The 24,046-nt window shown below is 66.5% G+C and carries 23 protein-coding genes; 6 read left to right on the forward strand and 17 right to left on the reverse strand.

Annotation, left to right across the window (positions count from 1 at the left end; translation table 11 throughout):
* The first annotated feature begins 1 nt into the window (after window position 1).
* The 4 genes from WFL22_RS10235 to WFL22_RS10250 all read left to right on the forward strand — a co-directional run bounded on the left by WFL22_RS10235 (window position 2) and on the right by WFL22_RS10250 (window position 4,143).
* Window positions 2-1,258, forward strand: coding sequence for a CaiB/BaiF CoA transferase family protein (locus tag WFL22_RS10235; RefSeq protein ID WP_336992688.1), 1,257 nt, complete (start codon window positions 2-4; stop codon window positions 1,256-1,258).
* 40 nt (window positions 1,259-1,298) lie between these two features.
* Window positions 1,299-2,462, forward strand: a complete 1,164-nt coding sequence (locus WFL22_RS10240) for an acyl-CoA dehydrogenase family protein (protein WP_336651989.1) — start codon at window positions 1,299-1,301, stop codon at window positions 2,460-2,462.
* A 161-nt stretch (window positions 2,463-2,623) separates the two neighbouring features.
* Entirely contained in the window at window positions 2,624-3,019 is a 396-nt protein-coding gene (locus WFL22_RS10245; protein ID WP_336651988.1) for a GntR family transcriptional regulator, read from the forward strand.
* Window positions 3,016-4,143 carry a DUF1648 domain-containing protein gene (locus WFL22_RS10250; protein ID WP_336992690.1) on the forward strand — a complete coding sequence of 376 codons (1,128 nt, stop codon included), beginning with the start codon at window positions 3,016-3,018 and terminating at the stop codon, window positions 4,141-4,143. The genes WFL22_RS10245 and WFL22_RS10250 overlap by 4 nt, the downstream gene beginning before the upstream one ends.
* On the opposite strand, the gene WFL22_RS10255 is transcribed toward WFL22_RS10250, so the two are convergent.
* The 7 genes from WFL22_RS10255 to mtnA form a co-directional block, all read right to left on the reverse strand.
* Window positions 4,140-4,721, reverse strand: coding sequence for a TetR/AcrR family transcriptional regulator (locus tag WFL22_RS10255; protein WP_336651986.1), 582 nt, complete (start codon window positions 4,719-4,721; stop codon window positions 4,140-4,142). The two genes, WFL22_RS10250 and WFL22_RS10255, sit on opposite strands and share 4 nt — an antisense overlap.
* Complete coding sequence (locus tag WFL22_RS10260) at window positions 4,718-5,239, reverse strand: cupin domain-containing protein (RefSeq protein ID WP_336651985.1); 522 nt, start codon at window positions 5,237-5,239, stop codon at window positions 4,718-4,720. The genes WFL22_RS10255 and WFL22_RS10260 overlap by 4 nt, the downstream gene beginning before the upstream one ends.
* A gap of 8 nt (window positions 5,240-5,247) precedes the next feature.
* Window positions 5,248-6,162, reverse strand: a complete 915-nt coding sequence (locus WFL22_RS10265; RefSeq protein ID WP_336992691.1) for an ABC transporter permease — start codon at window positions 6,160-6,162, stop codon at window positions 5,248-5,250.
* Entirely contained in the window at window positions 6,159-7,376 is a 1,218-nt protein-coding gene (locus WFL22_RS10270; protein WP_336651983.1) for an ABC transporter permease, read from the reverse strand. Before WFL22_RS10270 ends, WFL22_RS10265 begins: the two co-directional genes overlap by 4 nt.
* The gene (locus WFL22_RS10275) at window positions 7,373-8,965 is read right to left on the reverse strand and encodes an ABC transporter ATP-binding protein (RefSeq protein ID WP_336992692.1); all 1,593 of its coding nucleotides are present in this window, start codon (window positions 8,963-8,965) and stop codon (window positions 7,373-7,375) included. Before WFL22_RS10275 ends, WFL22_RS10270 begins: the two co-directional genes overlap by 4 nt.
* 105 nt (window positions 8,966-9,070) lie before the next feature.
* A complete protein-coding gene (locus tag WFL22_RS10280; protein ID WP_336651981.1) occupies window positions 9,071-10,129 on the reverse strand; it encodes a BMP family ABC transporter substrate-binding protein in 1,059 nt (352 codons plus the stop codon).
* 40 nt (window positions 10,130-10,169) lie between these two features.
* Window positions 10,170-11,213 carry an S-methyl-5-thioribose-1-phosphate isomerase gene (mtnA, locus tag WFL22_RS10285; protein WP_336651980.1) on the reverse strand — a complete coding sequence of 348 codons (1,044 nt, stop codon included), beginning with the start codon at window positions 11,211-11,213 and terminating at the stop codon, window positions 10,170-10,172.
* Window positions 11,214-11,532: 319 nt separating this feature from the next.
* Here mtnA and WFL22_RS10290 point away from each other — a divergent pair, with 319 nt between their 5' ends.
* On the forward strand, window positions 11,533-12,828 hold the full coding sequence (locus WFL22_RS10290) for a PhoH family protein (RefSeq protein ID WP_336993000.1): 1,296 nt from the start codon (window positions 11,533-11,535) through the stop codon (window positions 12,826-12,828).
* A gap of 58 nt (window positions 12,829-12,886) precedes the next feature.
* Here WFL22_RS10290 and WFL22_RS10295 read toward each other — a convergent pair whose 3' ends face one another.
* The 8 genes from WFL22_RS10295 to WFL22_RS10330 form a co-directional block, all read right to left on the reverse strand.
* On the reverse strand, window positions 12,887-13,663 hold the full coding sequence (locus WFL22_RS10295) for an SGNH/GDSL hydrolase family protein (protein ID WP_336651979.1): 777 nt from the start codon (window positions 13,661-13,663) through the stop codon (window positions 12,887-12,889).
* Window positions 13,664-13,839: 176 nt separating this feature from the next.
* Complete coding sequence (locus WFL22_RS10300; protein ID WP_024355581.1) at window positions 13,840-15,243, reverse strand: class II fumarate hydratase; 1,404 nt, start codon at window positions 15,241-15,243, stop codon at window positions 13,840-13,842.
* Between the two features lie 84 nt (window positions 15,244-15,327).
* Window positions 15,328-16,002, reverse strand: coding sequence for a carbonic anhydrase (locus WFL22_RS10305; RefSeq protein WP_336651978.1), 675 nt, complete (start codon window positions 16,000-16,002; stop codon window positions 15,328-15,330).
* Window positions 16,002-16,691, reverse strand: a complete 690-nt coding sequence (locus WFL22_RS10310; RefSeq protein ID WP_336992695.1) for a DUF4245 family protein — start codon at window positions 16,689-16,691, stop codon at window positions 16,002-16,004. Before WFL22_RS10310 ends, WFL22_RS10305 begins: the two co-directional genes overlap by 1 nt.
* 5 nt (window positions 16,692-16,696) lie before the next feature.
* Entirely contained in the window at window positions 16,697-16,939 is a 243-nt protein-coding gene (locus WFL22_RS10315; RefSeq protein ID WP_336651976.1) for an exodeoxyribonuclease VII small subunit, read from the reverse strand.
* Between the two features lie 157 nt (window positions 16,940-17,096).
* Window positions 17,097-18,107, reverse strand: coding sequence for an ABC transporter permease (locus tag WFL22_RS10320; RefSeq protein ID WP_336651975.1), 1,011 nt, complete (start codon window positions 18,105-18,107; stop codon window positions 17,097-17,099).
* Window positions 18,108-18,119: 12 nt separating this feature from the next.
* Window positions 18,120-19,637: a sugar ABC transporter ATP-binding protein gene (locus WFL22_RS10325; RefSeq protein WP_336992696.1), complete on the reverse strand. Its 1,518-nt coding sequence runs from the start codon at window positions 19,635-19,637 to the stop codon at window positions 18,120-18,122.
* 78 nt (window positions 19,638-19,715) lie between these two features.
* The gene (locus tag WFL22_RS10330; protein WP_336651973.1) at window positions 19,716-20,699 is read right to left on the reverse strand and encodes a sugar ABC transporter substrate-binding protein; all 984 of its coding nucleotides are present in this window, start codon (window positions 20,697-20,699) and stop codon (window positions 19,716-19,718) included.
* A gap of 260 nt (window positions 20,700-20,959) precedes the next feature.
* On the opposite strand from WFL22_RS10330, the gene WFL22_RS10335 reads away from it, so the two are divergent.
* Complete coding sequence (locus WFL22_RS10335; RefSeq protein WP_336651972.1) at window positions 20,960-22,081, forward strand: class II histone deacetylase; 1,122 nt, start codon at window positions 20,960-20,962, stop codon at window positions 22,079-22,081.
* A gap of 20 nt (window positions 22,082-22,101) precedes the next feature.
* On the opposite strand, the gene WFL22_RS10340 is transcribed toward WFL22_RS10335, so the two are convergent.
* Complete coding sequence (locus tag WFL22_RS10340) at window positions 22,102-22,623, reverse strand: Lrp/AsnC family transcriptional regulator (RefSeq protein ID WP_336651971.1); 522 nt, start codon at window positions 22,621-22,623, stop codon at window positions 22,102-22,104.
* Window positions 22,624-22,654: 31 nt separating this feature from the next.
* The gene (gene xseA, locus WFL22_RS10345) at window positions 22,655-23,884 is read right to left on the reverse strand and encodes an exodeoxyribonuclease VII large subunit (RefSeq protein WP_336651970.1); all 1,230 of its coding nucleotides are present in this window, start codon (window positions 23,882-23,884) and stop codon (window positions 22,655-22,657) included.
* Window positions 23,885-24,046: the final 162 nt, after the last annotated feature.

A 24,046-nucleotide genomic window follows, 5' to 3' on the forward strand; every position in this document is an offset into this window, starting at 1 on the left:
TGTGAACGACGAAACGCGCACCGATCCGAACCCGAGTTCATCCCGCGCGGGTGCCTCAGCCGAGTCCGCCCCCGCAGGCGAACCCCGAGGCGCGCTCGCGGGGATCCGCGTCGCCGATTTCTCCCGCGTGCTCGCGGGCCCGCACGCCACAATGATTCTCGCCGACCTCGGTGCCGATGTCATCAAGATCGAAAGCCCGGAGGGCGACGGCACCCGGCAGTGGCGACCCCCCGTGAACGCCGTCGGCCAGAGCACCTACTTCGCCGGCGTCAACCGCGGCAAGCGCTCGGTTGTGTGCGACCTGCGCGACCCCGAGGGCATTGCGCGTGCCGCCGAGCTGGCCCGCACGGCCGACGTGGTCATCGAGAACTTCAAGCCGGGCACCATGGAGAAGTTCGGGCTTGGCTACGACGCCGTTGCCGCCGAGAACCCGGGCGTGGTCTACTGCTCCATCTCCGGCTTCGGCGACGCCGCCGGGCGCGAGCTGCCCGGCTACGACCTCCTGGTGCAGGCCGTCGGCGGGCTCATGAGCATCACCGGACAGAGCGATGAGGCCGGCGGCGAACCCACCAAGGTGGGCGTTGCACTGGTCGATATTCTCACGGGTCTCAACTCGGTGATCGGCATTCAGGCTGCGCTGCGCGCCCGCGACGGTGGCGCGGATCAGCCGGGCACCGGCCGTGGCCAGCACGTCAAGGTCACCCTGCTCGGTTCGCTGCTCTCCGCCCTCGCGAATCAGGCCTCGTCGACGCTGGAAACCGGCGACTCGCCGGGGCGCATGGGCAACGCGCACCCCTCGATCTCGCCCTACGAGACGCTCGATGCCGCCGACCAGGCGATCGCCCTCGCCGTGGGCACCGACGGTCAGTTCGGCAGGCTCTGCGAGGTGCTCGGGGTGCCCGAGCTCGCCGCCGACCCCCGCTACGCGAGCAACCCCGAGCGTGTGGCGCACCGCGCCGAGCTGCGCGCCGCCCTCGAAGCGCCGCTGCGCACACGGCCCGCAGCCGAGTGGATCGAGGCCTTCACCGCCGCGAACATTCCCGCAGGCCGCGTGAACACCATCGCCCAGGCGATCGAGCTCGCCGACTCGCTCGGTCTTGACCCGGTCGCAGAGACCGTCGCAACAGGCCCTGATGGGCGCCAGCACGTGCTGCGCTCGGTCGCCACGCCGATCCACCTCTCCGATACTCCCGCCCGCTACGAGACACCACCACCAGCCGTCGGCGAGCACCAGAGTGCCGTCTGGCTGTCGCGCTAGTCACGAACCCCATACCTTCCCGCCGAGCAAAGGACACCCCATGACCACCACCATCGACACGCTGTTCAACGTCTCCGATTTTGTTACCGAGGAGGAGCGGGAGTGGCAGCTGCGCGCGCGCGAGTTCGCGCAGACGCGCATCCGCCCGATCATCGATCAGGCTTTCGAAGATCGCCGTCTGCCCGTCGAGCTGCTGCCCGAGGTGGGCGAGTTCGGTGCCTTCGGCATGTACATGCACGGCTACGGGCTGAAGGGTGCGTCGTCGGTGGCCTACGGTCTCGTGGCGATGGAGTTCGAGGCTGTTGATTCCGGGTTCCGCACGGCGCTCTCGGTGCAGGGTTCGCTCGCGATGGGCGCGATCTACAAATTCGGTTCGGAAGAGCAGAAGCAGCAGTGGCTCCCGGCCATGGGGCGCGGTGAGGCCGTGGGCTTCTTCGGGCTCACCGAACCCCAGGGCGGTTCCGACCCCAACACCATGCTCACCACTGCCCGCCGTGATGGTGATGAGTGGGTGCTCAACGGCAAGAAGCGGTGGATCGGTCTTGCCACCATTGCTCAGGTCGGCGTGATCTGGGCGAAGGATGAGGAGGGCATCGTGCGCGGCTTCGTGGTGCCGACCGACACCCCCGGTTTCAAGGCCACCGCGATCGAGAACAAGCTCTCCATGCGGGCTTCGCTGCAGACCGAGATCGAGCTGAACGATGTGCGCCTGCCCGCCGACGCGATTCTGCCGGGTTCGAAGGGGCTTTCCTCACCGTTTAAGTGCCTCAACGAGGCGCGTTACGGCATCGCCTGGGGTGTGATGGGTGCTGCCCGCTCGTGCCTCGAGGCTGCTGTGACCCGCTCGCAGGAGCGTGAGGTGTTCGGTACCCCGATCGGTGGCAAGCAGATCATCCAGGCGAAGCTCGCCGACATGTTCGTGGAGTACGAGAAGGGCCTGCTGCTCGCGCTGCACCTCGGACGTTTGAAGGATGCCGGCAATCTGACGTACGGCCAGATCTCGGTTGGCAAGCTCAACAATGTGCGTGAGGCGATAAAGATCGCAGGCACCGCGCGTGCGATCCTCGGCGGTGACGGCATCACGAGCGATTTCCCGGTGATGCGCCACATGGCGAACCTCGAGTCGGTGCGCACCTACGAGGGCACGGATGAGGTGCACCAGCTGGTGATCGGCCGCGAGCTGACGGGTATCGCCGCGTTCTAGGGGTCAGACAGGCTGCGACGGTATGGGATCTGCCGTATATATGTGGGTTCAGGGTGGACCTGGCATATGTACGGCAGATCCCATATTTTCAGACGGTGGCCAGAAGGAACGATGCGGGTCCAGCATGACGCAATAATTCTATTTGATGTAGAGTTATTGCTGTGCTGATTCGGATCAACGAGGCGAGCGATCGCCCCATCTACACGCAGATCGCCGACTCCGTGCGCGCCGATGTGGTGAGCGGCCGCATCGCGCCAGGCGGGGGGCTTCCGCCCGCACGCGAGGTGGCCACTGGCCTTGGCATCAATGTGCATACCGTGTTGCGCGCCTACCAGCAGCTGCGCGATGAAGGGTTGATCGACCTCAAACGGCGACGCGGGGCAGTGGTCACCTCCGCGGCCGCGGGGCTCGTCGAGCTGCGCGGTGAGGTGCGCGCGCTCGTCGATCACGCCGCTCGGCTCGGCGTGGGCCCAACGCTGCTTGCGGCGCTCGTTGCCGAGACATCTCCCGAGCCGCAGCCGCCCCTCGGCCTCGCGACGAACGAGGTGGCCGCATGAGCGGGCGACGACACCTCCGCGCCGTAAGCGCCGACGGCTCAGATCTCAACGGCGCACTCTCAGCGCAGCAGCAGGTAGACCTGCGGCGCGCCAAGCGAGCGGCTTGTGTGGTGGGTCTGCTGCTGCCGCTCGCCGTGCTCACCGGGGCAATCATCACCGTGCTTGTGTGGATGCCTCGCATCCCGAACCCCGCTGCGACGCACTGGAGCGGCAGCGGCCCGAATGGCTTCGGCTCACCCTCGACTTATGTCTGGCTGCCGGTGCTCGTCGGCTACGGCATCGTGGCGCTGATGTGGGTGTTTGTCGCCTACAGCGCCCGAATCCCGGCCGCCTCACCCAAGCGGGTGCTGCCCGTATGGTCTGGGATGCAGCGCTTTCTCGCGGCATTCTCCTTCGGCTATGCCGTGTTCTTCACCATCACAATCCTCGCGTCGGTCGTGGTGCAGCTCGATCTCGACGACGCCCACGATGCCTCCGGCATCGGTGGGGCCATGCTGCTCGCCTTCGGGGTGTGGGTGCTTCTAACGGCGGTGGGATGGTTCGTGCAACCGCGCGTCAGCATCCCCCGGGATGTTGTGCTCGAGAGCGCCCCGCTGCCGCTCGCCGAGCGTGAGCGTGCGGTGTGGCTGGGGGAGGTGCGGCCCGCGAAAGGCCTGCTGTGGTTGGTCGGCTCGACGGTGGTGCTGCTCGCCGCCGTGACCGTGCTCGTGTTTTTCACCCCCTTCGAACCCGACGAGCGCGGTGCGGTGATCGTTACGCGAGTCATGATGCTGCTCATCCTGCTGCTGATTGTTGTGCTGTTCGCAACGACGCTCTGGTTCCGGGTGCGGATCGATGATCGCGGGCTCGAGGCCCGATCAGTGCTCGGCTGGCCCGTGATCCGCCTCCCGGCAAGCGATGTGCGCAGCGTCGAAGCCGCCGAGGTCAACCCACTCGGCGAGTTCGGTGGCTGGGGGCTGCGCTGGATGCCCGGCCGATTCGGCATCGTGATGCGTGCGGGCGAGGCGCTGATTGCGACGCGCGCCGATGGGCGGATCTTCGCCATTACGCTCGACGACTCCGAGACCGCGGCGTCGGTGCTCGCCGCCGCTGCGCAGCGGGCGGCAGAGCCCGAGCAGGCTTAGCGCGGCTCGGGGAACCACCAGGAGGGTGCGAGAGCCACAATCGCGCTCAGCACCTCGTCGTGCTCGGAAGAGCCGCTCAGCAGCCAGGCCTTGATGGCACCGACGAGGCCGTGCGCGAAGAAGCGGGCGACGATGCTGCGGTCGACATCGGGCAGCGGTGGCTCGAACTGAGCGCGACTCTCGAGATACTGCTCAAGAGTCGCGGTGAAGTGGTCGGCCAGGATGTTGGGAATGGTGCCATCCTGCTGCGAGTCGATCGATAGCTCGTAGAGGGTGCGGTTCCGGTCGATGTGGTCGAGCACCTTGCTGACGCTCGTGCGGAACAGATCGACGGGATCGGTTTCCGTTGCAGCGTAGCTCTCAATGAAGTGGGTGCGCGCCTGATCGAGATCGAGGTTGAGCGCCGCGCCCAGGGCCTCGGCAGGCGTGGTGAAATGCTTGTAGAAGGTGACCCTGTTGATGCCGGCCTCGGCGGCAAGCTCGGAGACGGTGATACTGGGAACGGCCTTCTCGGAGGCGAGATTGATGATCGCGCGATTCAGCGCGGCACGGGTTCGCACGATTCTCGCGTCGGTCATAGGACTACCTTAGTGCGCGGATCCGAGGAAGCACCGGGAACCGGACGCGTGAGTTCGGCGATGCGATCGGCAGCTTCGGGGTAGCGCCGCTGGAGGGTGTCGCGCTCACCGAGTTCGAAGCCTTCCCAGGTGAACGGCGGGGACATCGTCGTGCCGACGAGCGACCAGGAACCGAGCGAAGACGAGCCTTGCATCACCCCGGGGGGCACCACGAGCTGCGGCAGCTGACCTGCTTCCGGGTCAGGCCCGAGGAGTCGGTGCTCGACCCTGCCATCGGGGTGCAGCAGGAGCAGATTGAGCGGTGCACCCGCGTACCAGTGGTAGACCTCGACGGCGTCGAGGGAGTGCAGCGCCGAGAAATCGGGGTCGGCGAGCAGATAGTAGATGGCGCTCGAGTGCTCGTCGAGGTGCATGCGTTTGAACAGGCCGCCCTCGTGTTCGAGCGGTTCGAGCCCGAGGTGCTGCACCCATTGCGCCGCCTCGGGAGGCAGTGCAGCGGGAACTGATTCGTCAGCCATCTCCGGGCTCACGCGAGCGCAGCTTCGCGGGTCTTACGGAAGCGCTTGCTCATGAGGATGAGCACGATCAGGGTCACCACGTAGGGGCCGGCATCGGTGAGCTGCTGCGGCAGGCCGAAGGACTGCAGACGGAACCCGATCGCATCGGCGAAGCCGAACAGCAGCGCCGCACCGAGCACGCCCACCGGGTGGGCGCGAGCGAGCATGACGGCGACCACGGCGATCCATCCGCGACCCGCCGACATGTTCTCGGTGAACTGCACCACATTGCCGAGTGCGAGTTGCGCCCCGCCGAGGCCGGCGAGCGCGCCCGAGGCAATCACGGCGCCCAGCTGGTAGCGCTGCGGGTTGACACCCATCGTGGCCGCGGCGAGGGGCCGCTCGCCGACGCCGCGCAGCCGCAGGCCGAGGGGCGTGCGGAAGAGCACGATCCAGAGTGCCGGCACCAGCAGCAGCGCAAGATAGCCGAGCGGGGTGAGCGAGAACAGGGCACCGAGCACGGGAATGTCTGCGAGCACGGGGATGCGCCACACCGGAATGCCGTCGACTCCCGGATCCTGGAACACACCCTGCACATCGAAGATGGCGACGAGCAGGAAGCTCGTCATGCCAACTGCGAGGATGTTCATCGCAATCGCGAGCACGATGGGGTCGCCCTTGCGGTAGACCGCACCGTAGCCCAGGATCAGCGAGAACAGGGCACCGGCGAGCATCGCGACGATCACGCCGACGATCCAGTTATGCGCGAAGAACGATGCGGCGACGCCGCTGAAAGCGCCGACGAGGATCATGCCCTCAAGGCCGATATTGAAGATGCCGACACGCTCGGCGAGCATGCCGCCCAGGGCGGCCAGCAGAATCGGGATCAGGGAGCGCAGCACTGAGGAGACGAGATCCTGGTCGAACAGGTCGAGGAAGTTCATCGCTCGGACTCCTTCTCGGAAGCGGAAGCGGCCGTGTCGGTGACGCCGGCCCCGGAGAGCGCCGGTTGCGGGTTGGCCGGCGGGGGAGCGGTGGCACCGTCTGCGGCAGCCCTCGTGCGACGGAAGCGCGGCAATGCCACGCGGAACGCGAGCAGGATGATGACGAGCGCCTGGATCACAGCGGCGATCTGGGGCGACAGCCCGAGCTCACGACCCATCGCGTCGCTGCCCACCATGATCGCGGCGAAGAAGGTGCCTGCGATCACGATGCCGACAGGGCGGTAGAGCGCGAGCAGGGTGACGAGCAGCGCAGTCCAGGCGTAGTTGGTCTGCACGAAGTATCCCTCGATCAGGCGCGTGTTGGGTGCTCCGATCACCAGCATGAGGCCGAAAGCGCCCGCGAGGCCGCCGGAGAGCGCCATTGTTCGCAGCACGAGCGGGCCTGGCTTCACGCCCCCGTAGCGCACGAACTCGGCGTTTTGCCCGCTGAGCCCGGACTCGAAGCCGTAGCGCGTGCGCCGGTTCATGAAGATCGTCGCGATGACCACGAGGATCAGCACGATCAGCGACCAGTTGACACCGGTGAGCACCATTGTGAGCGGATTCGTGGCGCCGAGGCTGCTGCGCAGCGTCTCGGCGAAGCCCGAGTCGCGAGGCACGATCATGGAGAGCTGCACCTCGGGTCGCACCTGATCACTGGCCACGAGATCCGAACTCGACTCGTCGAGCCGGAACCTGATGAGCCACGACGAGAAGTAGCGGGCCGGGTAGTTCAATAGCAGCGTCGAGAGCAGGATCGGCACGCCGAGCAGGTTCTGCAGCACGGCGGCGATAAGCCCCCAGGCCGCGCCCACGACAACGGCGGTGACGAGCGCGAGCAGCAGCACCAGCAGGCCGGGGCCCGGCACGTAGATCGCAACGATGCCGCCTGCGAGGGCCCCGAGCCCGGCCTGCCCCTCGGTGCCGAGATTCAGCACGCCGGCGCGAAAGGCGATGGCGATGGCGATGCCGATACCGATGATCGGAACAGCCCGCTGCAGCGTGTTCGCAAGGCCGGCACCGGTGCCGAACGACCCCTGCAGCATCGCGGCATACCCGTTCAGCGGATCGACTCCCGCGATCAGCATGAAGCATGCGCCGATCAGGAAGGCCAGCACGATCGAGACCGGGATCGGCCCCGCGAGCCAGCGGCCGACTCTCTGCAGAGCGCTCACAGGGCGGCTCCCTTCTCATGGTTCGTCGAAGCCGTCGACGCTGCGAGCGCATCGGCGAACGCACCTGGACGATGCCGTTCCTCGGGTTCGTGGCCTGCCATGTACAGGCCCAACAGGGCGTCGTTCGCCTCGTGCTTGGGCACCTCGGCCACGATCCGCCCCTCGAACATGACGAGGATGCGTGACGAGAGCGACATGATCTCGCTCAGCTCTGCCGAGATGAGCAGCAGCGCGCCGCCGTTATCGCGGTACTCGCAGAGCTCGCGGTGGATGGCCTCGATGGCACCGATATCGACCCCGCGCGTGGGCTGCTCGGCAATGAGCAACGGCGAACGGTAGTCGAGCTCGCGTGCGACGACAACCTTTTGCAGATTACCGCCCGAAAGCGTGCCGACGGGGGTGGCGGGGCTTGCGATCTTGACCCCGAAGCGCTTGATCAGCCGCTGGGCGTGCTCCAGCATCGCCGAACGCGAAAGCAGCCCTCGCTGCAGGATCGGTGCACGTCGGTGGTGGCCGAGCGCAAGGTTGTCGATGGCGTCAGCGGTACCGGCACTGCCGACAGCGTGGCGGTCTTCCGGGATGTAGGCGATACCGCCGTCGCGGCGCTCCGCGATGGTGGCGCGGGAGAGGTCGGTGCCGGACACCGACACGGTGCCTGAGCTGACCTGGCGCATGCCGATGATCGCCTCGGCAAGCTCCACCTGACCGTTGCCGGCGACACCGGCGATGCCCACGATCTCACCCGAGCGCACGAAGAGGTCGGCGTTCGAAACGGCGTCGCGCTCACCGGCACCTGGAACCGTGACACCTCGCGCGTCAAGCACCACCTCGCCCGGCTCCAGCGCTGGGGGCGGGGTAGTGAGATCGACATCGCGGCCGGTCATATGCCTGGTGATTTCGGCAGGAGAGCTGTCTGCGGTGACGAGCTGGGCCACATTGCGCCCATCGCGCAGCACCGTGACCCTGTCGGAGATCGCCATGACCTCGCCCAGCTTGTGGGTGATGATGATGATGGTGCGGCCATCGGCTCTGAGTGCCCGCAGCACGTCGAACAGCCGCTCGGTCTCTTGCGGGGTGAGCACAGCAGTGGGCTCGTCGAGGATGAGCACGCGCGCCTCGCGGTACAGGGCCTTCACGATCTCGACGCGCTGCAGCACGCCGACGGGCACGGAGTCGACCCGGGCATCGGGATCGATCGAAAGGCCGTAGCGTTCGGCGATCTCTGCAACCTTGCGGCTGGCCGCCTTGCGGTCGATGAGGCCGCGCTTCGTGGGTTCGGCACGGAACACGACATTCTCGGCGATCGTGAGCGAGGGGAAAAGCTTGAACGACTGGAAGACCATGCCGATGCCGGCATCGATCGCGTCGAGGGGGGAAGAGAGCGTGCGGCGTTCGCCGCGGATGAAGATCTCGCCCTCATCGGGCTGATACACGCCAGCGAGCATCGACATCAGGATCGACTTGCCCGCGCCGTTCTCGCCCATAAGCGCATGGATCTCGCCGGCTTCGACTTCGAAGTCGACATTGTCATCGGCGAGCACGCCGGGAAAGCGCTTGGTGATGCCGCGCATCGAGACCTCGGCGACCATCATCGCTCCTTCATTCGTGTGCCCTGCGGGTGTTCTGAGTGTATGCGACACCACCGACAACGCCGCCCGGGTCTACGGAGCCGGGCGGCGTTGTCGACGCGGTTATCAGGCGGTGGGGTCCTTGACCTCGATCTTGCCGCTCACGATGTCATCGCGAACCTTCTTGACCTGATCGAGGACCTCGGGCTTCTCCATGACGGTGCACTGCGAGTCGGCAGCACCCTCGGTGAGGCTGACGATCGTCATGCCCTCTTCCTTGAGACCGAACGAGGTGGTCGCCTCGGTCGAGCTCTTGCCGTCCATGATCTCGCCGACCACGGTCTCGACGACCTTGTCGACGGCCTTGATGGTGCCGTCGACCACGAAGCCGGGAGCCATCGGGCACTGGTTGGCATCGACGCCGTACGCCGAGAAGCCCTTCTCAGCGGCGGCCTCCATGATGCCGCCGTTCGCGGCAGCACCCACGGCGAAGACCTGATCGACGCCGGTGGCGGCGAAGGCGATGGCCTGCTCCTTGGCGCGGGCAGTGTCAGCGAAGGGGTTGTCGCCGCCGATGACCTGCGGTGCGACGGTCTCGACCGCAGGGTTGACGCTCTTCGCGCCCTCGGCGAAGCCGCCCGAGTACTTGGCGAGGAGCGGGATATCGAGCGAGATGACCGAACCGACCTTGTTGGCTTCGGTCAGCAGGCCGGCCTCAACGCCGAGCAGGTAGGAGGGCTCCTGCTCGCGGAAGGTTGCCTGGTAAAGATTCTCAGGCGCGCCCTCGACGAAGGTGTCGATGAGCACGAACTTCTGCTGCGGGTTCTGCTCTGCGAGCTCCAGAGCGACGTCGCCGAACTGGAAGCCGAGCATCACGATGACCTCGGGGGCCTCCGCGATTGCGGCCTCGAGGTTCGAGCGGCGCTGCGCGTCGTCCTTCGACTCGAAGGTCTTGGCGCTGCCCTCGAAAGTGTCGGCCACGTTGTCGATGCCGACCTTGCCCGACTTGAGGAACTCGTTCTGACCGATGGGGTCGCTCGTGATGTAGATGAACGAGGGGCCCTCGGCGCTGGCGTCGCCGCCGTTGGTGTCAGCACCGCCGGAGGAGCAGGAGGTGAGCAGGAGCGCTGCCGAAGCAGCGCCTGCGATCAGTGCCGCGCGGGCGCGACGCTTGGTGAAGAACATTGATGATCCTTTCGAGTGGAACGGGAACAGCGAGAGAAGCTTAGGCGCGCAGATCGTCGAGCGGAACGCTGGCGAGGGTTTCGCCGCGGCCAGGCAGAATCACGCGGCGCTCGGTGACGATCGCGGTGATGAGCTCGTGCGGTGTGACATCGAAGGCCGGGTTGACGGCACCGATGCCCTCGGGAGCGGTGCGGGTGCCGCCGAAGCCGGTGACCTCAGCCGCGCCGCGATCCTCGATCTCGATATCGGCCCCGCTGGCAGTCGACATGTCGACGGTCGACTCCGGTGCGACAACGATGAACGGAACCCCCGCGTGCTGAGCCGCAAGCGCGAGCGAGAACGACCCGATCTTGTTAGCGGTGTCGCCGTTCGCCGCAATGCGGTCGGCACCGATGAACACCGCGTCGGCGATGCCACGCGACAGCAGGAACGGGCCGGCTGAATCGATGATGAGTCGGAACGGGGCCGCCATGCGCTGCAGCTCCCACGCGGTCAGGCGTGCCCCCTGCAACAGCGGGCGGGTCTCCAGCGGGAAGGCCTCCTCCAGTGAACCCTGCTCAAGCAGGGTCTGGATCACGCCGAGCGCCGTGCCGCGCTCAACAGTGGCGAGGCTGCCCGTGTTGCAGATGGTTATGACCCGCACACGGTCCTTGCCCGTGAGTTCACGCGTCAGATCCGCTCCGCGGAGACCCATCGACACGCACGCGGCGATGTCCTCGTCGCGGATCGCGAGAGCCTCCTCGAGGATTGCCTCTGCACCGTCTTCAAGACGAGTGAGCGCCCGATCCACACCCCAAGAGAGATTCACCGCCGTGGGCCGTGCCTCTCGCAGCAGCTTCGCCTGCCGGCGCACCTCGTCTCGGTCGAGCTCGGTATCGCCCCCGGACGCTGCCACGCTCGCCGCGATCAGCGCCGTGCCCATCGCGCCGGCGACGCCGAGCGCCGGAGCGCCGCGCACCGCGAGGCGCTGGATATCGTCGATGAGCTCAGGAAGCTCGGTGACCCGCAGCACCTCGATGCGGTGCGGCAGCAGGGTCTGGTCGATCAGTTCAATGGCTCCGTCGACCCAGTCGATCGTGCGCAAGCGGTGCCCCCTATGGAAATCGCGAATGACTGCAGACCAGGATACCGTTCCCCGTCGACTTCCGGGTTCACGAGTCGGTTACGACACGTTCACCGCTGCGATCGCGTGTCATTTCACCGCGACCCGGCGCGGAGGCGTAGCGTGTGAACTGTCGGGCAGGGTGCCCGACCGAGGGAGGCCCGCCGGCACCGCTCGGAGTGCCAACCTCGCTGAAACGGGGCAGCAGCCCCGGAGCAGAGGAGCCATCGTGGCTGAAATCAAGCACCCCGCAACTCCCGCCCAGACGCGGGCGCCCGGCGCCCACGACGAGCTCGACGCCGTGCGGCAAGCGCAGCGCAGCTACGTCCTCGACACCTCGGTGCTGCTGAGCGATCCCTCGGCGTTGTTCCGCTTCGCCGAGCACTCGGTCGTGCTGCCCGTCGTGGTGGTCATCGAGCTCGAGAGGAAACGCCACGATCCCGAACTCGGCTACTTCGCCCGCCGTGCACTGCGCATCCTCGACGAACTGCGCGAAAAGCACCTGCGCCTCGATTTCCCAGTGCCCGTCGGCGACGCCGGCGGCACCCTGCGAGTAGAACTCAACCACTCCAGCATCGACACGCTGCCGAGCGGCATGCGGCTCGGCGACAACGACACGCGGATCCTCGCCGTCGCACAGAACCTCGCGAACGAAGGCCTTGACGTTACCGTCGTCTCGAAGGACCTGCCGATGCGTCTCAAGGCCGCCGCGATCGGACTCGGTTCTGAGGAGTACCGCGCTGAGCAAGCCCAAGACGACGCCTACACGGGCACCGCAACCATAGACCTCGACGGGGAGCAGATGCGGGACCTCTGGGACGGGGACCGCCTCGACGGCGTGGCAGAGGTCGAAAGCCTCCCACGCGGCACCGGCCTGATCCTGACCTCCCCGCGCGGATCTGCTCTCGGCCGCGTGGAAGGGCCCGGCTCGCTGCGGCTCGTGCGCGGCGACCGCGAGGTGTTTGGCGTGACCGGCCGCAGCGCGGAGCAGCGCCTCGCCATCGACCTGCTGCTCGATCCGAACTTCGGCATCGTCTCCCTCGGCGGCAGCGCCGGCACCGGAAAGTCGGCGCTCGCGCTCGCCGCGGGCCTCGAAGCGGTGCTCGAACGGCGGCAGCACCGCAAGATCATGGTGTTCCGCCCCCTCTACGCCGTCGGTGGCCAAGAGCTCGGCTACTTGCCCGGCGACCGCGACGAGAAGATGGGACCGTGGGCGCAGGCCGTGTTCGACACCCTCGGCTCGATCGTCTCCGAGAACGTGCTCGACGAGGTGATCGCGCGCGACCTCATCGAGGTGCTGCCGCTCACCCATATTCGTGGGCGCTCCCTGCACGACGCCTTCGTGATCGTCGACGAGGCGCAGTCGCTCGAACGCGGGGTGCTGCTCACCATGCTCTCGCGCATCGGCCAGAACTCGCGGGTGGTGCTCACACACGACGTCGCACAGCGCGACAATCTGCGGGTGGGGCGCTACGACGGGATCGCAGCCGTGATCGAGAAACTCAAGGGGCACCCGCTGTTTGGGCACGTGACCCTTACCCGCTCCGAGCGCAGCGAAATCGCGGCGCTCGTCACCGAGCTGCTCGACACGCCGTAGGGGGAGCCCAACGCGGTCGCGTCCCTCCCGAGCATCGGGATGGGCGCTACCGCCGGGCTCAGTTCGCGCGCTGCTGTGCGAGCGCGTCGATCCGTGCGCGCACGGTCGGCCAGAAGGTGTCGGCCCAGATTTCGTAGCCGCGGTCGTTCGGGTGGAAGGCGTCCTCTGCGAACTCGGTGAGAATGCCCCGCACGCCCCGCGCCCGCGTCGCTTCATAGATCGGCACCACAGCGAGCCCCCGATCCGCCGCGATCGTGCGGAGGATCCGATTCGCCTCGCGCACCCGACGGTCGTTCCACGGCAGGTGGAAGCAGGGCACCTCGCCAACGATGGTGTGATCCGGCAGGGCATCGAAAATGGCTGAGATATTGCGGTGGAAGGCCCGCGGATCCCACTGCGCGATGTCGTTCGCGCCGATGTCGAGGGTGACGAGGTCGGGGCTGCGCCGTGCGAGTACCTTCGCGGCACGCGGCAGCTGATCCCGCGCGCACAGATTCGAGGGTGCCCCCGAGACGCCGAGGTTGGTGACCGCGATCGGCTCGCCCAGGTGGGCTTCAATGCGATCCGCGAGCTGCCCCACATAGCTGCGCCCGGGGCTGCTCGCCCCGATGCCCTGTGCAGTGGAGTCGCCGAGCGCGAGATAGAAGAAATTGCCGGGCTGCTTACGGCGCTCGCGCCACCAGGCCGCGGTGACGGGCTGCATCTCGGCGAGCCGCATCAGCGGCTGATTCGCCCAGTCGTAGAGTCGGTGCCACTTCACCAGTTGCGCGAACGTCGCCGTTGCCGAGAGGGCGAGGGCTTTCGCACCGAGCGCGGGGGACTGGGCCAGCATCATCCTCCCAGCGTAGCGAGCACCGCTGAGACCGGTTTGCCGGCGCGAGCGCGAGCGTTTCAGCGAGCACGACTGCTTCAGGGACGCTGGAACAGTCGCGCTCGCTGAAACAGTCGTGCCGGCAAGCAAGAGGGGGTTCGGGATCATGTGATCCCGAACCCCCTTGCGTGAGCGCCGAGCTACTTGGCGACGCCCGGGTGGGTCATCGACAACAGGTCGAGCGCCTTGTCGAGGTCGGCCTCAGACACCTCGCCGCGCTCGACGTAGCCGAGATCGACGACGGCCTCGCGCACCGTGATGCCCTTCTTGACCGAGTGCTTTGCGATCTTCGCCGCAGCCTCGTAGCCGATGAGGCGGTTGAGCGGGGTGACCGTCGACGGGCTCATACCGGCCAGAGCCGCCGCGCGCTCGAGGTTCGCCTCAAGACCCTTGACGGTCTTGTCGGCGAGCACGATCGATGCGTTCGCGAGCAGGCGGATCGACTCGAGCAGCGCGGTGCCCATGACCGGGATCTGCACGTTGAGCTCGAAGGAACCCGAAGCGCCCGCCCACGCGATCGTCGCATCGTTGCCGATGACGCGCGCGCACACCATGAGCACAGCCTCAGGAACGACCGGGTTGACCTTGCCGGGCATGATCGAGGAGCCGGGCTGCAGGTCGGGGATGTGCAGCTCGGCGAGGCCCGTGTTGGGGCCCGAACCCATCCAGCGGATGTCGTTGTTGATCTTGGTCAGCGACACGGCGATGGTGCGCAGTGCACCCGAGGCCTCGACGAGGCCATCACGGTTGGCCTGCGCCTCGAAGTGGTTGCGGGCCTCGGTAATGGGCAGCCCGCTCGACGCTGCGATCTCCGAGATGACCTTCTCGGGGAAACCGAGGGGGGTGTTGATGCCGGTGCCGACGGCGGTGCCACCCTGGGGCACCTCGGCGACGCGGGGGAGCGCCGCCTCGACGCGCTCGATGCCGTAGCGGATCTGCGCCGCGAAGCCGCCGAACTCCTGGCCGAGGGTGACGGGGGTGGCATCCATGAGGTGAGTGCGGCCCGACTTCACTGCGGTCTTCCACAGTTCGGCCTTCTCCTCGAAGGCCTCGGCGAGGTGCTCCAGCGCGGGCTTGAGCTGCTCGATGAGCGCGCCCGTGACGGCGATGTGCACCGAGGTCGGGAAGACATCGTTCGACGACTGTGAAGCGTTGACGTGGTCGTTCGGGTGCACGGGGGCACCCAGATGCTTCGTGGCGAGGGTGGCAAGCACCTCGTTCATGTTCATGTTCGACGAGGTGCCAGAACCGGTCTGGTAGGTGTCGACAGGGAACTGGTCGTGGTGCGCGCCGCCGATGATTTCGTCGGCAGCGGCCACGATGGCATCAGCGATGCCGGCCTCGAGGATGCCGAGCTCCTTGTTCGCGATCGCCGCTGCACGCTTGATGCGCGCCAGGGCCACGATCTGGGCCGGCTCGAGGCCCTTGCCCGAGATGGGGAAGTTTTCGACGGCGCGCTGCGTCTGCGCGGCGTAGAGCGCGTTCTTGGGAACGCGAACCTCGCCCATAGTGTCGTGCTCGATGCGGTACTCGATTTCGGTCACTGCATTCCTTTTCTCTTCGTCACGCCGCGCTGAATCGCGGGATCTCGGTTGCTGAAAGCGGATCAGGGTTGGTAGAAAGAGCGGTCAGTCGATCGCTGCGAGTTCGACCTCGACGGGGCCGACCACGCTGTAGGGCACGGCACGCCCTTCGGTGAGTCGGTACTGGCAGCCGACGATCGCGAGCTTGCCGGCATCGACGGCGTCGCTGATCGCGCGCGAGGAACGCAGCAGGGCGTTCACAGTGGCTGTCAGATGGATACGCCCCACGGCGTTGGCGTCGATGTGCGCCGCATCGGCGTAGGGGGTGTCGGTGTGATCGCGCAGCCACAGTCGTTGCACGGAGGGCTGGATCGGTGCGAGAGTGTTGCGCACCGACTCGGTCACCGGAGACGGCTCGCGGCTGGTCTGATCGATTGCGGCAGCGACAGCACCGCAAGAGTCGTGTGCGAGCACTACGATCAGTGCCGAACCGAGCGCGGTGACCGCATACTCCATCGACGCCGTGATGGACTCGGCGACGACATGACCCATGTTGCGCGCGATGAAAAGATCGCCGAGACCGCGGTCGAAGATGATCTCTGCCGCCATACGGGAATCGGCGCAGCCGAAGAGGGCAACATCAGGGGTCTGAGCATTGACGAGTTCGCTGCGACGCTCGACATCCTGATTGGGGTGTGCGGAGGCGCCGGCGACAAAACGCTCATTGCCGGCGATGAGTTCGTCCCAGGCCTGCTGGGGGGTGACGCGAGGTGAAGTCATCACTGCTCCTTCGATGCCGTAAGTGAGCTGGCGACCGAGGCCGCAAGCGTGCGAATAGTGGCCGGGCTATCGGTGCCGTAGACGAGGATCGTGTCGCCCTCCCACTCGCCCTGCAGGCCGAACAGCATGTTGCTCGCGTCGGGGTTGCGGTCGGGGTGCTCGTACACGACCCAGTCGATGCCGCCGATCTGCTCGGCACCCGTGGGGGTCTGCTGCTCAAGTGCCTGCGAGATCCACCGCTCTTCGACAGCCGATCCGTCAGCTGTGAAGGCCTGCACCACGGCTGCGTAAGCATGGCTGTCGGTCGCCTCGTCGACGGTGGTGTAGTCGATCTGCCACGAGGTGACACCGTCGCGCTGCCGCAGACCGGCATTCTTCGCCTTCCAACTCTCAGGCACTTCGGGGGCGGCGAGCGCGCGGCCCGCACTCGGTGAGGCATCTGCAGCGAGAGCCGCGACATCGACCGAATGGTCTTCGAAACTGTTCTTGCCGCCGACCAGACCGGGTGCCATCAGTACGATCAGGAGCATCATGCCGACGCTTACGATCAGAGAGAACACCAGGTTGTTCACGGTTTTGCGCTGACGATACAGGCGGCTGTCGTTGGCCTTGCGCGCTGCGGTCTCAGAGGGCGTCTCTGGCCGTCCGAGCTCGGCAACGACAACCGGGTGCTTCTGCTTCTTTGCCATGGGGGCTACACGTCCTCCACGACCGCAGTATCTACTGAGGCGCCTTGGCGGGCCGTCTCCAAGCGCTGGCGCGCACCGAGCAGCCACTCTTCGCAGCGGGCAGCGAGCGCCTCCCCGCGTTCCCAGAGCTGGAGCGACTCCTCAAGGGTGATGCCGCCTTGTTCGAGCCTGCTCACCACCTGGATAAGTTCGTCGCGCGCCTGCTCATAACTGAGCTCGGCGGGATCCTGGAGAGCAGGGGAAGACATGGCTCCCAGCTTACCGCGGCTGGCTGAAGGGCGGGCAGGTGAGTGCGGGGCGCTCCTCGGGCGGTGCTCGTCGCTCGAGCGAATGCGAACGGAAGGTTGCATTCAGCTGGCGCGGGGGCTCCACCCGAGGAGTTCAGGATCCGACCTGACTGCATGCCTACGTGGTCGCGACCGGGGTCTCCTCCCGGACGGCCTTCTTTCCAAGCTTGGCCCAGGAGCTCCGGATCATGCGCTGGATCGAGTTGTCGAGAGCGACCGCGACGATGAGCGTTGCACCGATGAGGATGGTCTGCAGGAACGGTGATGCCTGCATGAACACCAGGCCCGCACGAAGGACCCTGAAGAAGAGGAGGCCCGCGACGACGCCACTGATGCGGCCGACGCCGCCTTCGAATGCGATGCCGCCGAGCAGCACCACGGTGAGGGCTTCGAGCTCGAGGCCAGAGCCGATGTTCGGGTTTGCCGATTGCACCTTCGCGGAGAGGAACATGCCAGCGAGGGCCGCGAAGGCACCCGTCGCCACGAACAGCAGGAAGCGCGAGCGCTTGACGTTCACGCCCATGAGGCGGGCCGCGCGTTCGTTGCCGCCGATCGCTTTGACCTCTTTACCGAACTTGGTGTGATTCAGCACGTACCAGCCGAGCGCGATGACCACTACGAGGGCGACGATCTGGATCGGCACCGGGCCAATTTTCATCGTGCCGATGGCGCGGAACGCCTCCGGAAGTTCGGCGCGAGGGATCGTGCGGCCGTCTGAGAGGAGCAGCGCGAATCCGCCCCATACGCTGAGCGCGCCCAGCGTCACCACGAAGGAGTTCAGCCCCATGTAGGAGACGAGGAATCCATTCAGAGCCCCCGTGAGCACGCCGGTGCTGATCGCGACGATGAAGCCGAGGAGCGTCGAGCCGGTCGTGCTCATCGTGATACCGCCGGTGATCGCGGCCGCGGACGCGACGGATCCCACCGAGAGATCGATCGTGCCCGACATGATGAGGAAAGCGGCTGGGATCGCGATGAGCCCGAGTTCTGCGGCCTGCAGCAGGATGCTCTGCCCGTTCGCGAAACTGAAAAAGTTGGGGCGGAGGATTGAGAAGACCGCGACCAGCACGATCAGTGCGAGGAAGATGCCGTTCTTTGCGGCGAAGATCTTGATGCGTTCTGCGTTCATGGGGGCTTCCGTTCAGGCGCGGCCGGGGGTGGCCGGATGGGGCTCGGTCGCATGCGAGGCGGAGGCATGCGACTCGGCGATCGTGAGCAGCGAGGTCAGGAGGTCGGCGTTGAAAGATGCGGATCGGGGCACCTGAGCGAGGCGATCGCCCAGCACGGTGTAGGCGCGATCGCACATGCTGGCGATCTCATCGGACTCGCTTGACGCGACGATCACGGCGGCGCCACGACCCGCGGCCGCGCGGGCGGCCTCGACGATGTCGAGCTTGGCACCGACATCGACGCCCTGGGTGGGCTGGGCGAGGATGAGCAGGACAGGCTCGGCGGGGTACAGCCAGCGCGCGAGGAGGTGCTTCTGGCGGTTGCCGCCGGAGAACTGCGAGACCTCGGCATCCGCCGAGGGTCCGCGGATATCGAGGGCCTCACGAGCGTGCGCGTACACCTCGGCACCCGATCGGGACGAGACCCACCAGCCCCGAGAGGGGCCCGCGGCGTACCAGGGAAGCATGACGTTGTCGAGCGCAGTTTCAGAGGCGATGAGTCCTTCGGTGTCACGATCCGGTGGGACGAAGAAGACTCCGCGTCGGATCGCCTGGCCGGGCGAGCTGAAGCGGCAGGTCTCGCCGTCGAGTTGATACGTCTGCGGTGAAGCAGAAGCCCCGGCGAGCTGCGCTGCGATCTCGAATTGCTCGCCGCCAGCCATGCCGAAGAGCCCGACGACTTCACCGGCTCGAGCCACGACCGGCCCGCCGGGGGTGCCTACCGACATGACCTCGCGACCCGGCTCGACGTGAGTGAAATCGAGAGAGCGGAGGTCTGGTACGAGTGCCTCAGCCAACTTTGCCGGGGTGAATCCGCTCGCGGGTCCGTCCACGACGACGCGTCCGCCGCGAAGTACGACGATACGGGTGCAGACCTCCATGATGTCAGGGAGTCGGTGCGAGACGTAGACGACCGTGACACCACGGGCTGCGAAGCTGCGGATGAGGTTGTGCAGCGCGTCGGTCTCAGCGCGACCCAGCGCGGCCGTCGGCTCGTCGAGCAGCAGCACCTTCATCTCGCCGGAGAGGAGCCCGCGCGCGAGATCGACGAGCTGCCGTTCGCCCAGGCTGAGCGTTTCGACTGGCATATCGAGCGGCAACTCGGCACCGACGGTCGCAAGTGCTTCCCGGGCGCGGGTGCGCCGCTCGGCCGCGCCCGGTGCTTTGCGTGCGAGGAACAGGTTCTCGAGCACCGACATATTGGGGGCGAGCGCCGGCTCTTGGTGAATCACCGTGATCCCGAGTTGTGCGGCCTCCCGTGGGGTGAGCCGGCGGTCGATCGTCACCCCGTCGATATTGAAGCCGCCGCTGGAAGCGCCAATCACTCCCGTGGTGACGTTGAACAGCGTGCTTTTGCCGGCTCCGTTGTGCCCGAGCAGACCGACGATCTCGCCCGGGGCAACGGCGAATTCAATGTCTTCGAGTGCGCGGGTCGCTCCGAAGTCGACGGTCACGCCGGTGTAGGCGAGGCGATGCTTCGCAGTGGTCATTCCTGAAGTCCTCTCGACGGTGAGGGGTGCCGCAGCACCGGGGCGGGTGCCGGGTGCGAAGCCCGGCACCCGGAGGCGCTACTGATTCGCGAGAAGGAAGCTCTCGGCGTTTGCGCTGGTGACCTCGGTGACGGGAACCGTCTGATCCTTGACAGGCTTCCCTTCCGCTGCGTCGACCAGCATTTGCGCGTTGGCCTCTGCGAGTTGGCGGGCCGGCGCGATGTATGCGAAGCGCCAGAAGGATCCCTCTTCCTGGATGATCTTCAATTCGGCGTCGGTGGCGTCGAGGTTGGCGAGGAGCATGGTCTCGTCGGTCGGGGAGACGCCGGAGTCAGTGAGCGCCTGATAGGCCCCGAGCGCGGGATCGTTCGCGATCGCGAGCCACACCTTGGTGTTGGGTACGGCGTTCAGCTGGTTCTGCACCGCGGCGTAGCCGTCGTCGAGGCTCAAGACCTTGTGCTCGGTGATGTTGAGATTGAGGTTTGCGGCGTCCAGGGCGTCGAGCATGCCCTTCCCGCGGAGGCGGCCGAGATCTGTGTCGGGCCACCCGAGGAACGCAACGTCGACTTGCTCGTCGCCGTAGGTCTCCTTGATCCACTCAGCGGCCTTCTCGCCCGCTTCTCTGCCATCAGCTTCGTGATCCAGCACCACCGCGGCCTGAACCCCGTCCCAGGTGCTGCCGTAGCCGAGCACGGGGATACCCGCGTCGGTCGCCTGCGTGGTCACGGCGACCATCGCATCGGACTGCACCGGATACCCCATGATGGCCTTGATGTCGCCGCGCACGATCCAGGACTCCCAATCCTGAACCTGCGTCTGCGCGTTCCACTTCGGGTCGTCGGTGACGAAGTCGTAGCCCGCGTCAGTGACGATCGTCTCCATGAAGGGGAGCATGTCATTCCAGATCTGGATGTCCAGTCCGGCGAAGCTCATTGCGAGTGCGCCCTGGGATCCGCCATCGGTCCCTCCTGCGGACCCGCTGTCGGAGGTGCAGCCGCTGAGGGCGAGGGCTGCGGCTGATGTGAGTGCGACGGCACCCAGGATGCGGCTGAAGCGTTTCATGTGTGACTCCCTTGTCGTGTGTGCTCAGATCCAGCGCAGCTGCGCGGACGGTTGGGTCAACCCTGGTCCTGTAGCGTCACCCATGAGACCACGAATGACTGAAGATAGTCAATAGGTTTTGTGTTTCAGTAATGTTTCGACACTGAAACGTAATTTCTAATTGTGATTTGTCAATTCCTGCGGTTACAGTGGTGGGCACCTTGCCTCAACGTCGCGCTGGCGCCCTTGAGGGATACACGAACCTGGGAAGGACACTCGCAATGGAGCGCAGAACCGGATACGTATGGCACGAGCAGTACGCCTGGCACGACACCGGCACGCACGCGGGCATCTACCCGTCGGGCGGGTACGTGCAGCCGCACCACAACTTCGAAAGTCCTGAGTCCAAGGCTCGATTTGCGGGACTCGTCGAGGTGTCCGGGTTGCTCGAACAGTTAGTTCGAGTGCCCGCGCGCCCAGTAACGGAGACGGATCTGCTTCGTGTGCACACCCCGGGGCACGTTGAGCGGATTCGGACACAGTCGGAGAACGGGGGAGGCGACGCAGGTGACGGCTTCTCACCCTTCGGCCGAGGCAGCTACGAACTCGCGCGACTGGCTGCGGGTGGCACCCTCGCCGCCGCCGAGGCCGTGCTCGACGGCACGGTCGACAACGCGTACGCCCTGGTGCGCCCCCCGGGTCATCACGCCGAACCTGACCAGGGGCGCGGGTACTGCCTGTTCGCCAACGTGCCGGTGGCAATCGAGGCGCTCCGAGCGGCGGGGCGCGTCACGCGGGTGGCGATCTTCGATTACGACGTGCACCACGGCAACGGTGCCCAGAAGATCTACTGGGAGGATCCGAACGTGCTCACGATCTCGGTGCACCAGGATCGTCTGTTCCCCGTGGACAGCGGCATGGTTGAGGAGCAGGGCGCCGGAGCCGGAGCCGGCACGAATATCAACGTCCCGCTGCCCGCGGGTTCCGGGGATGGCGCCTACTGGTCAGTTGTCGACGAAGTGGCGGGGCCGGCGATCCGCGCTTTCAAGCCCGACCTCATCCTCGTGTCGAGCGGCTTCGATCCTTCGGCGCTCGACCCACTGGGGCGCATGAGTGTGACTTCGGGCGGATTCCGCGGGATCGCCGAGCGTCTGCTCGCGATCGCCGACGAGGCCTGCGACGGCAAGATCGTGTTCTCGCATGAGGGCGGCTACTCCGCAGTGCATGTGCCATTTTGCGGGATTGCCGTGCTTGAGGCTCTCTGTGGCGTGCGCACCGATGTCGAAGACCCATTCAATGTCTCGGTTGGTGACTCGCCGACTCGCGCTCTCACCGCGTGGCAGACCGAGGTGATCGATCGTTCGGCCGAGCTCAGCCGAGCGCTCGGCCTCATTGTCGACTGATCTGCATCGCGATCTTCCCGCTAGCGGCCGTTCGTGAGCGGGAAGATCGGGCGATGCGTGTGCACTGCCTCGTAGAGAAATGTCTCGATGTGTGAAACCCCCGGCACCTCGCGGATCTGCCGGTTGATCAGCGTGAAAAGTTCGCTCGGAGACGTTGCGTACACCTCGGCCAGAATGCTGAAGCGGCCCGAGCCGAGCACGACATAGCGGACTCCGTCGAAGCCGGCGATTCGGTCGGCCACCGCATCGATCGTGCCGGAGACCTCGATCTGCAGGCTTGCAATGCTGCTGAGGCCCACTGCGTGAGGGCTCGTTACGCCGATCACTCGCACGACCCCGCGTTCTTGCAGCCGCTTCACGCGCGCCCGGGCACCGCCCGGAGTGAGACCGACCTCGCTGCCGAGATCCGCGTAGCTCATGCGGCCGTCGCGTTCGAGGAGCAGAATCAGGCGCTCGTCGAGCGCGTCAAGTGCCCCGGACGGCTCGGGAGCTTCAGCACGCGCATTTGCGGCCGCGTCTGAGCTCTTCGATCCATGGGTCATAGGATGCAGTATCCCACGCCGCTGTCACACCCTAGTCAATCGTTGCCGCGAGCCGTCCACCGGCGAGAGAGAGGCGGATCCGCGCCCCCGCCGGGGCGTCAGCAGGATCGCGCAGCACCGCGCCGAGAGCACCATCAGCTTCCGTGAGCTGCGCGATCGCATAACCCCGCTCGAGCGTTGCTTGAGGGGACAGCGCCCCCAAGCGGGCGCGCGCCTCCGCGAGCGCGCGCCCGCGATCCACCACAGCCCGATCCGCAAGCTCAGTGCCTCGCGCCACCCAGCGCACCAGCTCCTCGGCCCTCTCATCCACAATGCGCTCGGGTTGCGCCAGTACCGGCCGCCCCCGCAACTGCATCACCCGATCAGTCTCGTGCGCGAGCAACTGCCCCACGCGCGCACTCATACGCGCCCGCGCCTGATCGAGACCGGCAAGCTCCTCACCCACATCGGGCACCACGCGCTTCGCCGCATCGGTCGGAGTCGAGGCGCGCAGATCGGCAACCTCATCGAGCAGTGGGCGATCCGCCTCATGCCCGATCGCGCTCACGAGCGGCGTGCTCGCACCCGCCGCGGCCCGCACCACCCGCTCATCGCTGAACGGCAGCAGGTTCTGGAAGTCGCCGCCGCCGCGTGCGACCACGATCACCTCGACCTCGGGATCGCGATCCAGCGCCTCGATGCCGGCCGCCACCTCGGCCGCCGCGCGATCCCCCTGCACCGCCGCGTAATGGATCTTGAAGCGCACACCAGGCCAGCGCAGCGTCGCATTGCGGATCACATCCTTCTCAGCGTCCGAATCGCGCCCCGTCACTAGCCCGATGAGGCCAGGCAAGAATGGCAGGGGGCGTTTGCGCGAGGCATCGAACAGCCCCTCAGCCTGCAGCTCACGCCGCAGCCGCTCCAGCCGCTCCAGCAGCTCGCCAAGTCCCACATGCGACAGCTCGAAGACCTGCACCGTGAGGCTGCCGCCCTTCACCCAAAAATTGGGCTTCACCAGTGCGATCACCCTGTCGCCCTGCGAGAAATCGCTGGTGAGGCGCTGTGCGACTGAACGCCACACGGTGAAACTCACCGTCGCATCCTGACCCAGATCTTTGAGCTTGCCGTAGACGTGACCGCCGCGCAGCTGCCACTGCGTGATCTCGCCCTCGATCCATACCTGGCCCAGACGCTCGATCCACGCCGCGATCTTCTCGCTCATCAAGGCCACCGGCCACGGAGCGTCGCGAGTGGCTGGTGCCTGGGATCCTGCTTCGGCCATGCCGACCAGCCTAGCCGCAGCCCCCCGAGCCCAACTGCGGCGAAGAGGGACAGCCCAGGGAGGGCCGGTAGAATCACGGCCATGAGTGACGTTCTCGCTGCCCAGACCGCCCCGCAGGCCCGGGATCCGCGCACTATCGGTGCGCCGGTTGTCAGCCTCGCG

Origin of the sequence: Leucobacter sp. VD1 (assembly GCF_037150695.1) — a bacterium.
Lineage (GTDB): Bacteria > Actinomycetota > Actinomycetes > Actinomycetales > Microbacteriaceae > Leucobacter.